Origin of the sequence: Rhodococcus sp. IEGM 1307 (genome assembly GCF_030056915.1) — a bacterium.
In the GTDB taxonomy this organism is placed as follows: Bacteria; Actinomycetota; Actinomycetes; order Mycobacteriales; family Mycobacteriaceae; genus Rhodococcus_F; species Rhodococcus_F opacus_D.
On the sequence record NZ_JASHKW010000034.1, the window covers coordinates 1 to 13,993 of the forward strand.

Sequence of the window (13,993 nt, forward strand, 5' to 3'; positions counted from 1 at the left end):
TTCTCGATGAGTCAACGAATCAGACTTCGCGGGCATCTTGACATGAGGCAACAGGCCCGTCACTCGAGCGGGCTGCGACGCGCACCCCGGCGAGCCTGATTCCGCTCGTAGACCAGGCGCAGCCCTTCGAGCGTGAGATCCGGTTCGTGCTCGTCGACGGTTTCCGTCTCGGGCATGATCAGCGGCGCGCGGTCACCGGTCGCGATCACCACCACGTCGGAACCGGAGAAGGCGGGCAGTTCCTTGCGCACGCGGCGGACCAGCCCGTCGACGAGGCCGGCGAAACCGAACACCGCACCCGACTGCATGCACTCGACGGTGTTCTTGCCGACGACGGAGCGGGGCCGCACCAGTTCGACCTTGCGCAGCGCCGCCGACTGCGACGCGAGTGCGTCCGAGGAGATCTCGAGGCCGGGCGCGATGGCGCCGCCGAGAAACTCGCCCTTGGCGGACACGACGTCGACACACGTGGACGTCCCGAAGTCGACCACGATGCACGGTGCGTCGTAGAGGTGATGCGCCGCAAGACTGTTCACGATCCGGTCGGCGCCCACCTCCTTGGGGTTGTCGACGAGCAGCGGAACACCGGTTCGCACCCCGGGTTCCACCAGCACGTGCGGGACGTGCCCCCAGTACCGCGTCAGCATCACGCGGATCTCCCGCAGCACCGACGGCACCGTCGACAGCGCGGACACACCGGTGATCTGATCGGTGTGCGTGCCGAGGAGCCCCCGGAAGATGAGGGCCAGTTCGTCCGCCGTCATCCTCGCGTCGGTGCGCATCCGCCAGTCCTGCACCAACTTCGAGTGTTCACCGGAACCGGTGAACAGTCCGAGAACGATGTTCGTGTTCCGGACGTCGACGGTGAGGAGCATGGGTTACACCAAACTGGATTCGCGCTCGGCGTCGAGCGTCGACAGCATGCGCGGGGTGATGAGACCGGAGCCCTCCGGCGCGTGCGCCGGGTCGGCGCCGAGCTCGGTCGGCAAGTTGGCGGCGTCGACGAACACGACACGCGGCTCGTAGTCGCGCACCTCCTGCTCGTTCATGACGCCGTACGCGATGAGGATGACGAGGTCACCGGGCTTGACCAGATGTGCTGCCGCACCGTTGATCCCGATGACGCCACTTCCCCGCTCGCCTGCGATCACATAGGTTTCGAGCCGCGCGCCGTTGTCGATGTCGACGATGCACACCTGCTCGCCCTCGAGAAGGTCGGCGGCGTCCATCAGATCCTGGTCGACCGTCACCGAGCCCACGTAGTGCAGGTCGGCGTGCGTGACGGTGGCGCGATGGATCTTCGACTTCATCATGGTGCGAAACATGTTGTGGTCCTTACTCTTCTAGCGGGAAAGAAGTTCGTCTGCGGCCGACGCGTCCGACGCTGGTTCGGCGTCGCGTTCGAGGAACCCGGTGCCGACGGCGACACCGACGTTGTCGATCAGGCGGGTGGTCCCGACCTTGGCGGCGACGAGCAGCCTGCCGTCGCCGCGCTCGGGGGCGGGGCCGAGATCGACGCCCCGCACTTCGAGGTAGTCGACCTCGACCTCCGGGACGGACGCCAGCACCTCGCGCGCAGTGGCGAGGATCGCCTCGGCGCCACCGGCGGCGGCGTGGGCGCCGGCGATCAGAGCCGCGGACAGTGCCGTCGCCGCGCCGCGCTGCGCCTCGTCGAGGTAGCGGTTGCGCGAAGACAGTGCCAGTCCGTCGTGCTCACGCACCGTGGGCACGCCGAAGATCCGGACGTCGAAATTCAGGTCGGTCACCATCTGCCGGATCAACGTCAGCTGCTGGTAGTCCTTCTCACCGAAATACGCGACGTTGGGCGCCGCGATCTGCAGCAGCTTGGCGACGACGGTGAGCATGCCCGCGAAGTGCGTCGGCCTGGACGCGCCCTCCAGCTCGGCGCCCAGCGGTCCGGGATGGATCGTGGTCCGCGGTCCTGCCGGGTACATGGTGGCTGCGGTGGGCACGAACGCCAGCTCGACTCCGGCCTCGCGCAGCAGTTCGAGATCGGCGTCGAGGGTGCGCGGGTAGGCGTCGAGGTCTTCGCCGGCGCCGAACTGCAGCGGGTTGACGAAGATCGAGACGATCACCACCGCGCCGGTGAGCTTGGCCTGCCGCACCAGTTCCAGGTGACCCGTGTGGAGGGCTCCCATCGTCGGCACGAGCGCGACCTGGCGGCCGACACCGCGCAGCGCCTTCGAGACCCGGGTCAGCACGCTCGGGTCGTGGTGCACGGTCAGTTCGCCGCGCTTGTATCCGCCCTGCAGATCGCTCACGGAACTCACCTCCGGTCTTCCAGGATTTCCAGCAGTTCAGGTGTCGCACCGGCGCGTTGCGCCGACCTCAGGGACAGGGCGCGGTAGCCGGCCGCGATCCGCGGATCGACCTCTTCGAGTACCCGCAGATGCGTGGCGACCGCTTCCGAATCGCCCCGCGCGACCGGCCCGGTCAGCGCCGACGGCCCGCGCCGCAGGGCGTTGTCGAGCGCCGCGGACAGCAGCGGCTGGAGTACCCGTTCGGCCAGGCCGTTCGGATCGTCGCCGATCAACTCCTGGCCGAGCAGTTCCTGGCCTTCGAGGGCGACGCGCAGCGCGGCCACGGCGTCGACGACGAGCGTCACCAGGTGGTTGCTGCCGTGGGCGAGAGCGGCGTGGTACAGCGGTCGCATGTCCTCGCGGACCCGGACGGGCTCGCCGCCGATCTCGAGGACCAGCGACTGCGCGATGGCGTAACCGATGTCGTCGGCGGCGGTGATGCCGAAACAGGCGGACGCGAGACGGACGGTGTCCTCGTCGTGCCCGGTGAACGTCATCGCGGGGTGAATCGCGAGCGGTACGACGCCCTGCTCGGTGAGGGGGTCGAGGATCCCGATGCCGTTCGCGCCGGACGTGTGGGCCACGATCGCGCGACTCGGCACCGCACGGGTGGAGGCCAGCCCCGCGATCAGCGACGGCAGTTCGGCGTCGGGGACGGCGAGAACGAGCAGTTCGGAGCGGGCCGCGACCTCTGCCACCGGCAGAATCTCGGTCTCGGGAAGCCGGGTCCGTGCCCGGTGACGTGACGCGTCGGAAACGGCCGAGCAGGCGACGACGACGTGACCTGCCCGCTCCAACGCGGCACCGATTGCTGTACCGACCCGGCCGGCGGAGACGATTCCTACCGTCAACCTCGCAGGCGCAGGGCCATTAGTGATCCCGAAAGAGGTCACCTTCGTCCTCTCGTTCGTTCCAGTCCCGCTCGGCGGGTACCAGACGTTCCACGGTGAGGATAGCCCGGCTCGAACACACCCCGCCATGCGCTGGCAGAGTGATATATGCCTCACACGATGCGGGTTGATCCTCGGGCGCGTCCGGCCTTATTCGGCCCGGCGGCGCCTGCCTCCGGTGCTCTGGGCGGCCCCGGATGCCGACTGCATGTTGGCCATGATCTCGGCGACGGACCGCCCGTTGGAGTGTGCACCAGACGGTTCGTCGTCCTCGGGCGCCCGTCGGCGGCCCGGCCGCGCTTCGGGCTCAGCCTCGGCCTCTGCCTCTGCCTCGGAGTCAGGCTCGGGCTCGGGCTTCGCGACAGGTTCGGGCTCGACCTCCGCGACCGGCTCCGGCTCGGGTGCCTGCCGGGTCTCGGCACCCTGCTCGGGCTCCGGTTCCGGCTCGACCTCGATCTCGGGTTCGGTGGATCCGGCATAGGCGGGCTCGACGATGGACGTCTCGGCGGTGACCGGGTCGTCGTCCGGATTCGCGAAATGGTGCGACGACTGGGCGGAGCCGCTCTGATGCCCCGCCCCGGCGGCATGTCCCGCTCCCGGGATGTACAGGCCCGACGCAGCAGGCTGGTAGCTGCTGTACGACCCGCCGGCAAGTTCCTGCACGCGCGTCGAATCCGCCCGCAGCGCGATCCGTTCGGTCGGCATCGCGCCGTCGAACAGGGCCTCGAGATTCTTGCGGAGCGACGAGAGTTCGGCACGCAGCGCGGCGAGTTCTTCGGCGTCGGCGCGCACCTCGCTGCGTACCCGCTTCTCGACGGTGAGCTCGTATTCGCGCCGTGCCGAGATCTCCCGCTCGAGCTGCAACTCGTAGACGGTCTGCAGGTCGTTGACCTTCGCCTTGTCGAGCGCCGACTCGCGCCGGTACTTCGTCATGGCGATGGCACCGACTGTGGCGGCCCACAGCGCGGCCACCAGGCCCACCCGCAGGAGTTGGACGCTGTCGCTGAAGATCAGGAAGAGGGACGCGATCACCGCGAGGGCGAGCAACCCCGCAACGATCATCTGGCTCGCGCTGCGCCTGTTGCGGCGCGCAGACTTGAGGCGACCAGGATTCGTCATGGTGCCAGGGTACTTGGCCGTGAAGGGTGCGCCGCGCATTCCATCGGACCTGCGGCGATCCCCCATGTCCCTAATGCGCCGGCTCGTCCGAGGGGTCGTCGGGGGTGCGGCAGCAGTGTTCCAACCACAGCGCCGCGCCGACGAGGGCGAGCGCAGCGACGAGACCCACCCACGCGCCGGGGGTGTCCGAGACCGCGGCCCGGAGCACCGACCGCTGCGGAAGCAGGTACAGCAGGAAGCCGCCCCACACTCCCGCCGTCGCGGCACCGACGAGCGCGGACGCCTTGGCGAGCGCCGCCACTCGGGCGGCCGTGATCGGGTGCAGCTGACGCGGTCCGTCGCCCACCTGATGATTGCTGACCCGGGATCGCACCATGAACGCGAGCACGACCTCGATCAGCGCGACCGGGTACAGCGACGCCCCGGCATACACGGGAATCGGCGGAAACGAGCCGTAGAACACGCGGACCAGGATCCAGGTGGCGGCGACGGCGAGAGCGGCCAGGAACAGCAGATCCCAGATCCGGGTGGGTTTCATCGTGCCCGTCGGTTCCGGCTTCATCGCGACCGCCGGTCCAGAACGAGCTGCGTCCGGTGCACACCGGCCCGTTCCTCGTCGTCCAGCAGTGGCAGCAGCGCGTCCACTCGGGTCGTCCTCCCGTCGACCGGCAACACGGCGTCGGGTTCGACGTCCAGCCACGGAATCAGCACGAACGCACGCTCGTGTGCTCTCGGGTGCGGCAACGTCAGTTCGGGGTCGTCGCTGCGGACGTCGTCGCACGTGACGACGTCGACGTCGAGCGTGCGCGGGCCCCACCGTTCGATCCGTACCCGGTCGGCGGCGGCCTCGAGTTCCTGCCCGCGCCGCAACCAGCCGTAACCGTCGAGGGCGGGATCGTCGACGACGAGAACCGCGTTGAGGAAGTCCTGCTGCTCCACACCGCCCCACGGCGCCGTCGAATACACCGGAGAGACCGCCACGACCGCGTCACCCAGCCCGTCGAGAACGGACTGCAGATGGGCAAGACTGTCGCCGACGTTCGATCCGATCGACAACACCGCGCGACTCATGGTCGTGACCTGTGCGCGACCACCGCGACGTCCGCGAACGTCAACGGGATCGGCGCGGACGGCTTGTGCAACACCACCTCGGTGCGCCGGACGCGAGGGTCGGTCATCACCCCGTCCGCGATCTCCGCGGCAACGGTCTCGATGAGGTCCCGTGGGGGTCCCGCGACGATCGCGGCCGCGCGCTCGGCCAGTCCGCCGTAGTCGAGGGTGTCGTCGAGGTCGTCCGATGCGGCCGCCGGGGCGAGGTCCATCCACACGGTGATGTCGACGTAGAAGTCCTGACCGTCCCGCTTCTCGTGTTCGAAGACGCCGTGATTGCCACGAACCTTCAAGCCGCGCAACTCGATTCGATCACTCACGTCCGGCTGCACCCTTTGCCCAGGCCTCGGCGACCGCAATGGCGTCGAGGGAACCCTGCGCGTCGTGCACGCGCACTCCCCACGCCCCGTGGGTCGCGGCGAGCGCCGAAACGACGGCGGTCGCGATCTCCCGTCCGGCGGGCGGCCGCGGTTCCCCGTCCGCATCCGCCAGCAGCGAACCCAGGAACCGCTTGCGGGACGCGCCGATGAGGACGGGGAATCCCAGCTCGTTGAACTCGGGCAGCGCCTTCAGCAGAGCCCAGTTGTGGTCGGCGGTCTTCGCGAAACCGAGACCCGGATCCAGCACCAGGGAACCCGGATCCACCCCGGCCTTCACGGCCAGGTCGACCTGGGTCATCAGTTCGTCCCGAACCTCACGGACCACGTCGTCGTAGTGATCGGCGGTGCCGCGGTGCACGTAGTCGGCAGCCGAACGCCAGTGCATCAGGATCCACGGCACTCCGGCGTCCGCGACCACCGAGGCCATCGCGGCATCCGCACGGCCACCGGCGACGTCGTTGATGATCGACGCCCCCGCCTCGATCGCGGCCTCCGCGACCGACGCCCGCATCGTGTCCACGCTGACGCAGATGCCCTCGCCCACCAGATCCGAAATCACGGGTGCGACGCGACCGGCTTCGACGTCGGGATCGACCCGCGCCGCGCCCGGCCGGGTGGACTCGCCGCCGACGTCGACGATGTCGACGCCGAGACGCTTCAGTTCCAGACCGCGCGCGAGCGCCGCGTCACGATCGAAGAAACGTCCGCCGTCGGAAAAGGAATCGGTGGTGACGTTCAGGACGCCCATCACCACGGTTCGGCCTGGCGCGGGCAACTCGATCACGGTCACTTCCGCAGAATAAGGTCCAGAGCCTCGGAACGTGAGGCCGCGCTGGACTGGAGCAGACCACGCACCGCGGAGGTGGTGGTACTCGCACCAGGCTTGCGGATCCCCCGCATCGCCATGCACAGGTGCTCGGCCTCGATGACCACGATCGCACCGCGCGGGTCGAGCTTGCGCATGACGGCGTCGGCGATCTGGCTGGTCAGACGTTCCTGCACCTGCGGACGCTTGGCGTAGAGGTCGACCACGCGCGCCAACTTCGACAGTCCGGTCACCTTGCCCGTCTTACCGGGGATGTACCCGACGTGGGCGACCCCGTGGAACGACACGAGATGGTGCTCACACGTGGAGTACAGCGGGATGTCGCGAACGAGCACCAGCTCCTGGTGCCCCTCGTCGAACGTCGTGTTCAGCACGGTGTCCGGGTCGGTGTAGAGGCCCGCGAAGACCTCGCGGTACGACCGCGCCACGCGGGCGGGCGTATCCCGGAGTCCGGGACGGTCCGGGTTTTCACCGATCGCGATCAGCAGTTCGCGCACCGCGGCTTCGGCACGCGGCTGATCGAACACCCGGCCTGTCTCGAGTGCCACGGGCTCACTACCGAGATGATTCACCGACAACCGAAACTCCTCCAGTACCGGGACCGATCGTCCCGAAGCAACAGCCTAGTGTCGGGCGGATCAGTTCGATCCGTCCGGTCCTTTCCAGGCCCTCGTCTGCGCGTCGTCGTCGCCGGTGCCACGCTGCTCGTGCGGCGGGTTCCACTGGTTCCCCGGACCCTGGTTACCGGGGTACTGACGCTCGGGGTTGTTCTGGTTCCCCGGGTCGCGAGGCGGCCAGCCCGGAGCCGACCAACCCGCGGGGGCGCCGTAGTCCGGACGCGGCTGCGTCATCCCACCCTGCGGCCGGGCCGGTGCCGGCTGCGAGTAACCGTTGGCGGGTGCCGGCTGCGGGTACTGCTGCTGCGGCGGAGCCTGCTGCGACTGCTGCTGCGCGAACACCGGCTCGGGCTGCTGAGGCCACGGCTCGCCGCGCTCGACGGCGAGTTCTCGCGGCGTCTTGACCGGCGGCTTGTCGGACGGGGTCCGGTGGCCGAAGTCGTTGAACGCGGTGATGCGCGGGCGCTTCTCGACACTGTGGAAGATCTTCTCGAGATCCTTGCGGGTGAGCGTCTCGCGTTCGAGCAGCTCGGTAGCCAGGATGTCCAGCACGTCGCGGTACTCGTTGAGGATCGCCCACGCCTCGGTGTGCGCGGCCTCGATGAGGTTGCGGACCTCTTCATCGATCTCGCGCGCGACCTCGTGGGAGTAGTCGGACTGCTGACCCATCGACCGGCCCAGGAACGGATCTCCACCCTCCTGGCCGTACCGCACCGCACCCAGCTTGGCGCTCATGCCGTACTCGGTGACCATCGACCGGGCGATCTTCGTCGCCATGTCGATGTCGGAGGACGCACCGGTGGTCGGCTCGTGGAACACGAGTTCCTCGGCCGCGCGGCCACCCATCGCCATGACGAGTCGGGCGATCATCTCGGACCGTGTCATCAGGCCCTTGTCGTCCTCGGGCACCGTCATCGCGTGACCGCCGGTGCGGCCACGGGCGAGGATGGTGACCTTGTAGACGGGCTCGATGTCGGGCATCGCCCACGCGGCGAGCGTGTGCCCGCCCTCGTGGTACGCGGTGATCTTCTTCTCGTGCTCGCTGATGATGCGGCTCTTGCGGCGGGGACCGCCGACGACACGGTCGACGGACTCCTCGAGCGCGGCCTCCGTGATGACGGTGCCGTTCTCGCGGGCCGTGAGCAGCGCGGCCTCGTTGATGACGTTGGCCAGATCGGCACCCGACATTCCGACGGTGCGCTTGGCCAGGCCCTCGAGGTCGGCGTGCTGATCGATCGGCTTGCCCTGCGAGTGGACCTTCAGGATGGCGCGACGACCGGCGAGGTCGGGGGCGCCGACCGGGATCTGCCGGTCGAAGCGGCCCGGGCGCAGCAACGCCGGGTCGAGGATGTCGGGGCGGTTGGTGGCGGCGATGAGGATGACGCCGGTGCGGTCACCGAAACCGTCCATCTCGACCAGCAACTGGTTGAGGGTCTGCTCACGCTCGTCGTGACCGCCGCCGAGGCCGGCGCCACGCTGGCGTCCGACGGCGTCGATCTCGTCGACGAAGATGATGCAGGGGCTGTTCTGCTTGGCCTGGTCGAACATGTCGCGTACGCGGGACGCACCCACACCGACGAACATCTCGACGAAGTCCGAACCGGAGATCGTGAAGAACGGGACGCCGGCCTCGCCTGCCACCGCGCGGGCGAGGAGGGTCTTACCGGTTCCGGGCGGCCCGTACAGCAGCACGCCGCGCGGGATCTTCGCGCCCAGCGACTGGTAGCGCATCGGGTTCTGCAGGAAGTCCTTGATCTCGTACAGCTCTTCGACGGCCTCGTCCGCACCCGCGACGTCGGCGAACGTGGTCTTCGGCATGTCCTTGTTGAGCTGCTTGGCCTTCGACTTGCCGAAGCCCATGACGCCGCCGCGACCGCCGCCCTGCATGCGACTCATCACGAAGAAGAAGATGCCGAGCAGGATCACCATCGGCAGGACGAACAGCAGGATGGACGTGAGCCAGCTCTCCTGCGTGACCGTGGTGTTGTAGCTCTGCAGGCCCTTGTCGGAGATCTCGTTGAAGATCTGCTCGGACGCCGACGCCGGATACTTCGCGAGGATCTCGGTCTTGCCGTCGGTGGCGTCGTTGCCGTCCTTCAGCCACAGGCGCACCTGCTGCTCCCGGTCGTCGATCTGCGCCTTGTCGACGTTGTTCGCGTCGAGCTGCGCGATCGCCACGGAGGTGTCGACACCCTGGAATCCGCGCGTGTCGTTGCCGAAGTAGCTGAAGGCGTAGATCACCAGCAGGATGCCGGCAACTATCGCCAGGTTTCGAAACACAGTCTTACGGTTCATACAGGTCGGCCGATATGGCCGGTCCTTTCGAGAGTGCGGGTCTTCCGGGTGCGCCTTCCGGCTGCCAACCGGACAAACCAGGTTACCGCGAAGGCACCCCGGCGACTCCAGGTAGCAGCCAACCGCCGTTGGGAGCGGTCTCTTTTCTTTCAACGCATGCGGTTGCCCATCGGTTCCCTCGGACTCGATCCGAGTCCGAATGTGCGGGAGTTCACCGCACGGGCGCGACCCTCGGCCAGCCGCCGCCCACCCGCTCGATGTGAGCGGCCAGGGCCAGGATCCTGGCCTCTCCCCCGGGCGGCGCCGCGATCTGCACGGCCAGCGGGGTGCCCGAATGCGAGTGCGTGCCGACGGGCACACTCGCCGCAGGCCACCCGACGAGATTCCACAGCGCGCTGAGCGGGGCATACCGCACGTTGGCCACGATGTTCGACAGCCACGACCGCTCGCTCCACGTCGTCGCCGCGAGCGGCGGCTGCGCGAGAGCGGGTGTGATCACCACGTCGTAGTTCTCGAAGAATGCGCGTAGCGACTCTTCGAGCCTGCCCACCTGCTCCGGGCGGACGAACCGGCCCAGCGCGCGGCCCACCGCGACGTGTCTGCGGGTCCGCGGCTGCAGGCGCCGCAGATCGAGCCCCTTCGCGTCGGCGGCCGTTCCCGCGGTCCAGCGGGCGAGAACGGGAAGCAGGTTGACCGGGTACGGCAACGTCGCAGGCTCGACGTCGTGGCCCGAGCCGGTCAGTTCCGTGCCCGCGCGCACGGCCGCGTCCCGCCACTGCGGATCGACCGTGGCCAGGAACGTCGGCGACCCTGCCGCCACCGCGATCCGCAACGGTTCCGATGCGCCGATCCGCGCGAGTTCGGGTCGGTCGGCGAGGACGGACAGCATCAGGGCGGCGTCGTCGACGGTCGTGGCGATGGGCCCGTTCTCGGCCATGCCGAACCACGAGGTGGCGCCGAGTTCGGACGGCACGACTCCCCTGCCCGGTTTGATACCGAACACTCCGCAGTTCGCCGAAGGGATGCGGATCGACCCCAGACCGTCGGTCCCGTGTGCCAGGGGCACCATCCCCGCGGCAACGGCGGCGGCCGCTCCCCCGGATGAACCCCCACAGGTCAGGGAAAGATTCCACGGATTGCGGGTGATGTGGCCGGGCGCGTCGGTGGTACCCCACACCGCCAGTTCGGGGAGGGTGGTCAGGCCCACGACCACCGCTCCCGCCGCCCGCAGTCGCGCGACGACCGGGTGATCGGCAATCTTCGGTTCCGCACTGGTCGCACCCGATCCCTCGCGCATCGGCAGTCCGGCCACCGAAATGACGTCTTTGATCGCGACGGGCACTCCTGCCAGCGGAAGTGTGGACAGATCCGGCCGGCGGGAGAGGGCGAGCGCGTCGGCTCGGGCCTGTTCGGCGAGGACGGTGACGAACGCCTGAATCTTCGGTTCACGCTCTTCGATGGCCGCGAGCGCGGCCTCGACATGCTCCATCGGGCTCGAGACGCCCGAGCGAACCTGCTCGGCGACGACGACGGCTGAGGTGAACGGGGAGTCCCCCATTACCCGAGTATATGGTGCAGAGAAGCAGTCATTTCGAGTATTCGCGCTGGATACGGTAGGTCTGTGGGGTTACCATTCGCTTGTCCCTGGATGGGACTCTTCACACCGCTCCAGACAACCTCGATGTGCCCAGAGAACCCGCCCAGTAGAACCCTCGATGTGCAATGACCAGAGGAAACGGGTCGGGCAGAGACGGATCGGCCGCTGGATCGGACTCTGCCGAACGGACCGTCGGAGTCACGAACTCCGAACACGAGAGCAGCGAAGCGACGGTCGCGGCCGGACCGTCGACGGTGGTTGCTGCGCACACCGTGTCCGCACGGACGATGACCGCCGAACAAACCGCCGCCGCCGAACGAACCGCCGCCGCCGAACAAACCGCCGCCGCCGAACAAACCGCCGCCGCCGAACAAACCGCCGCCGCCGAACAGACCGCGGCCGCCGGTCCGACCGTGACCGCCAGGCAGCCGGACACGCTCATCACCAAGCCGCCGAGCAATGCGGCTCTCGACGATGTGGAGGTCGGGCAGCAGGTCGACGACTTCGATCTGCTGATGAGTCTGGGCAGCGGCGCGTTCGGCCGGGTGTTTCTGGCACGCCAGCGGTCGATGCAGCGACTCGTCGCGGTGAAGATCTCGCACGACAAGGGGAACGAGCCGCAGACCCTCGCAAAACTCGACCACAACTACATCGTCCGCGTGTTCGACCAGCGGTTGCTCGAAGACCGCCAGCTGCGCCTGCTCTACATGCAGTACCTGCCGGGCGGCACCCTGCTGCGGGTTCTGCGGCGCGTGCGTGTGACCCCGGAACAGGACCGGACGGGCAGCCTGCTGCTGGACGTGGTCGACGAGGAGATGCGGGAGAAGGGCGAGATCAGGCCCACCGACTCGAGTGTGCGGGACGAGATCGCATCGCTGACCTGGCCGGAGACGATCGCGTGGCTGGGGCGGCGACTGGCGGACGCCCTCGACTACGCCGGCAAGCGCGGCGTCCTGCACCGCGACATCAAACCCGCGAACATCCTGCTGACGGCCGAGGGGGTGCCGAAGCTCGCCGATTTCAACATCAGTTTCAGCGACACCGTCACCGGGGCGTCACCGCTCGCCTACTTCGGCGGGTCCCTGGCGTACATGTCGCCCGAGCAACTCGAGGCGTGTCACCGCGGTATGCCGGGGACGGCGGCGGACCTCGACACCCGCAGCGACATCTTCGCGCTCGGCGTGATGTTGTGGGAGCTGATGTGCGGACGGCGTCCGTTCGAGGACGAGGATGTGTCGAGCGAGTCGCTCGTCGCACTTGAAGCGATGCTGGACCGCCGCAGCCGCGACATCGACCCGGAGTTCCTGGACCAGTTGCCCTACGACTGCCCGCCGTCGCTGCGACGGGTGCTGCTGACGTGTCTGGCACCGAAGCCGGAGGACCGGTGGTCGTCCGGTGCCGAACTGGCCCAGCAATTCGACCTGTGCCTGAATCCGCGGGCCCGGGACCTCGTCGATCCGCCGCCGAACAGTTGGCGCATGCGGCTGCGCCGATTCGCCCTCCCGATCCTGGTGATCGGTATCGCGGTGCCGAATGCCCTCGCGGGCGCCTACAACTATCACCACAACAAGATGCTGATCATCAGCAATCTGACGCCGGAGGCCCAGCACTCGTTCGAATCGATCCAATTGGTGATCAATTCGATCGCGTTCCCGTTGGGCGCGATCATGCTGCTCTACTGGTGCCGATATCCGCTACTCGTTCCGCGGGGTCTGCGCAAGGGGAAAACGTACGACCGCCAGACACTGGCCCGGGCCCGCACCGACACGCTGCTGCTCGGCGACCGCGTCGTGCTGGTGGTGTTCGGGTTGTGGGTCATCGCGGGCATCGCCTATCCGATTTCCCTGCAACTCGCGGCGGGGAACGTGCCGCCGGGCGCGTACGTGCACTTCATCGCATCACTGATCGTGTGCGGTGCCGTGTCGGTGGCGTACCCGTTCTTCGTGGTGGCGTTCTTCGCGGTGCGCTGCATCTACCCGACCCTGCTGCCTCAGGACATCGCCAGCAGCGCCGACGCGCACAAACTGCGGGGTCTCGACCGCCGGAGCACGCTGTATCTCGCGGTGGCCGCCTCGGTTCCGCTGGCCGGTGTGGCCGGGGTGACGTTCCTGTCGCCCGACGAGATCACGCTGGTGATCATCGCGGTCCGCATCCTGTGCGTCGGCGGCATCTTCGCGTTCGTCGGCGTGTACTGGCTGTTCCGGCAACTGGAACAGGACCTGCGGGCGCTGGAGCTCGCCGTGTCCCACGAATCCGTCCGCTGACGGGCGGCGCGGAGATCAGCCGCCGTAGACGGAAGGCTCGAGAGTCCCGATGTACGGCAGGTCGCGGTAGCGCTCGGCGTAGTCGAGGCCGTACCCGACGACGAATTCGTTGGGAATGTCGAAGCCGACGTTCGCGACGTTGACGTCGACCTTGATGGCGTCGGGCTTGCGCAGCAGCGTGACGACCTCGAGCGACGCGGGGTTGCGGCTCGACAGGTTGCGCATCAGCCAGGACAGCGTCAGACCGGAGTCGATGATGTCCTCGACGATCAGCACGTGCCGGCCCGCGATGTCTTTGTCGAGGTCCTTGAGGATGCGCACGACGCCGGAGGACGACGTGGACGACCCGTAGGAGCTGACGGCCATGAACTCCATCTGGGTGGGGATGGGGAGGGCCCGCGCGAAGTCGGTCATGAAGAAGATAGCGCCCTTGAGGACACCCACCAGGAGCAGATCCCCTTCCGGGGCGCCCTCCGGGTAGCGCTTGGCGATCTCCTCGGCCAGTTCGACGGTACGTCGACGGATCTCGTCCTCGGAGATCAGTACCGATGCGATGTCGCCTTCGTACACGCGA

General features: G+C 68.1%; 14 protein-coding genes. 1 reads left to right on the forward strand and 13 read right to left on the reverse strand.

The genetic code is table 11. The features are described from left to right. Window positions 1-59 precede the first annotated feature (59 nt). From QM841_RS40070 to QM841_RS40125, 12 genes are all read right to left on the reverse strand, one after another. Window positions 60-875 carry a type III pantothenate kinase gene (locus QM841_RS40070; RefSeq protein ID WP_009477485.1) on the reverse strand — a complete coding sequence of 272 codons (816 nt, stop codon included), beginning with the start codon at window positions 873-875 and terminating at the stop codon, window positions 60-62. A 3-nt stretch (window positions 876-878) separates the two neighbouring features. After that, a complete protein-coding gene (gene panD / locus QM841_RS40075; protein WP_283336354.1) occupies window positions 879-1,325 on the reverse strand; it encodes an aspartate 1-decarboxylase in 447 nt (148 codons plus the stop codon). 18 nt (window positions 1,326-1,343) lie between these two features. Continuing rightward, window positions 1,344-2,282: a pantoate--beta-alanine ligase gene (gene panC / locus QM841_RS40080; RefSeq protein ID WP_283336355.1), complete on the reverse strand. Its 939-nt coding sequence runs from the start codon at window positions 2,280-2,282 to the stop codon at window positions 1,344-1,346. A gap of 5 nt (window positions 2,283-2,287) precedes the next feature. Further along, the gene (locus QM841_RS40085; protein ID WP_011596825.1) at window positions 2,288-3,214 is read right to left on the reverse strand and encodes a Rossmann-like and DUF2520 domain-containing protein; all 927 of its coding nucleotides are present in this window, start codon (window positions 3,212-3,214) and stop codon (window positions 2,288-2,290) included. Between the two features lie 147 nt (window positions 3,215-3,361). Beyond that, the gene (locus tag QM841_RS40090) at window positions 3,362-4,330 is read right to left on the reverse strand and encodes a DUF6779 domain-containing protein (protein ID WP_283336356.1); all 969 of its coding nucleotides are present in this window, start codon (window positions 4,328-4,330) and stop codon (window positions 3,362-3,364) included. A 70-nt stretch (window positions 4,331-4,400) separates the two neighbouring features. After that, window positions 4,401-4,868 carry a DUF3180 domain-containing protein gene (locus QM841_RS40095; RefSeq protein ID WP_192817860.1) on the reverse strand — a complete coding sequence of 156 codons (468 nt, stop codon included), beginning with the start codon at window positions 4,866-4,868 and terminating at the stop codon, window positions 4,401-4,403. Window positions 4,869-4,888: 20 nt separating this feature from the next. Then, the gene (folK, locus tag QM841_RS40100) at window positions 4,889-5,401 is read right to left on the reverse strand and encodes a 2-amino-4-hydroxy-6-hydroxymethyldihydropteridine diphosphokinase (protein ID WP_283336357.1); all 513 of its coding nucleotides are present in this window, start codon (window positions 5,399-5,401) and stop codon (window positions 4,889-4,891) included. Continuing rightward, a complete protein-coding gene (gene folB / locus QM841_RS40105; protein WP_280779122.1) occupies window positions 5,398-5,760 on the reverse strand; it encodes a dihydroneopterin aldolase in 363 nt (120 codons plus the stop codon). The genes folK and folB overlap by 4 nt, the downstream gene beginning before the upstream one ends. Beyond that, a complete protein-coding gene (gene folP / locus QM841_RS40110; protein ID WP_283336359.1) occupies window positions 5,753-6,610 on the reverse strand; it encodes a dihydropteroate synthase in 858 nt (285 codons plus the stop codon). Before folP ends, folB begins: the two co-directional genes overlap by 8 nt. Next, entirely contained in the window at window positions 6,607-7,224 is a 618-nt protein-coding gene (gene folE, locus QM841_RS40115; protein ID WP_025431746.1) for a GTP cyclohydrolase I FolE, read from the reverse strand. Before folE ends, folP begins: the two co-directional genes overlap by 4 nt. 60 nt (window positions 7,225-7,284) lie before the next feature. Continuing rightward, on the reverse strand, window positions 7,285-9,558 hold the full coding sequence (ftsH, locus tag QM841_RS40120; RefSeq protein WP_283336360.1) for an ATP-dependent zinc metalloprotease FtsH: 2,274 nt from the start codon (window positions 9,556-9,558) through the stop codon (window positions 7,285-7,287). A gap of 211 nt (window positions 9,559-9,769) precedes the next feature. Continuing rightward, window positions 9,770-11,116, reverse strand: a complete 1,347-nt coding sequence (locus QM841_RS40125; RefSeq protein WP_283336361.1) for an amidase — start codon at window positions 11,114-11,116, stop codon at window positions 9,770-9,772. A gap of 164 nt (window positions 11,117-11,280) precedes the next feature. Here QM841_RS40125 and QM841_RS40130 point away from each other — a divergent pair, with 164 nt between their 5' ends. After that, window positions 11,281-13,419, forward strand: coding sequence for a serine/threonine-protein kinase (locus QM841_RS40130; protein ID WP_283336362.1), 2,139 nt, complete (start codon window positions 11,281-11,283; stop codon window positions 13,417-13,419). Between the two features lie 15 nt (window positions 13,420-13,434). On the opposite strand, the gene hpt is transcribed toward QM841_RS40130, so the two are convergent. Continuing rightward, window positions 13,435-13,989 carry a hypoxanthine phosphoribosyltransferase gene (gene hpt / locus QM841_RS40135; RefSeq protein ID WP_005244976.1) on the reverse strand — a complete coding sequence of 185 codons (555 nt, stop codon included), beginning with the start codon at window positions 13,987-13,989 and terminating at the stop codon, window positions 13,435-13,437. Between the last annotated feature and the right edge of the window lie 4 nt (window positions 13,990-13,993).

Excerpts from the sequence above, each read along its gene's own strand:
- QM841_RS40070 (WP_009477485.1), bottom strand. The coding sequence starts at position 875 with ATGCTCCTCACCGTCGACGTCCGGAACACGAACATCGTTCTCGGACTG.
- panD (WP_283336354.1), bottom strand. The coding sequence starts at position 1,325 with ATGTTTCGCACCATGATGAAGTCGAAGATCCATCGCGCCACCGTCACG.
- QM841_RS40090 (WP_283336356.1), bottom strand. The coding sequence starts at position 4,330 with ATGACGAATCCTGGTCGCCTCAAGTCTGCGCGCCGCAACAGGCGCAGC.
- QM841_RS40095 (WP_192817860.1), bottom strand. The coding sequence starts at position 4,868 with ATGAAACCCACCCGGATCTGGGATCTGCTGTTCCTGGCCGCTCTCGCC.
- folK (WP_283336357.1), bottom strand. The coding sequence starts at position 5,401 with ATGAGTCGCGCGGTGTTGTCGATCGGATCGAACGTCGGCGACAGTCTT.
- ftsH (WP_283336360.1), bottom strand. The coding sequence starts at position 9,558 with ATGAACCGTAAGACTGTGTTTCGAAACCTGGCGATAGTTGCCGGCATC.
- QM841_RS40125 (WP_283336361.1), bottom strand. The coding sequence starts at position 11,116 with ATGGGGGACTCCCCGTTCACCTCAGCCGTCGTCGTCGCCGAGCAGGTT.
- QM841_RS40130 (WP_283336362.1), top strand. The coding sequence starts at position 11,281 with ATGACCAGAGGAAACGGGTCGGGCAGAGACGGATCGGCCGCTGGATCG.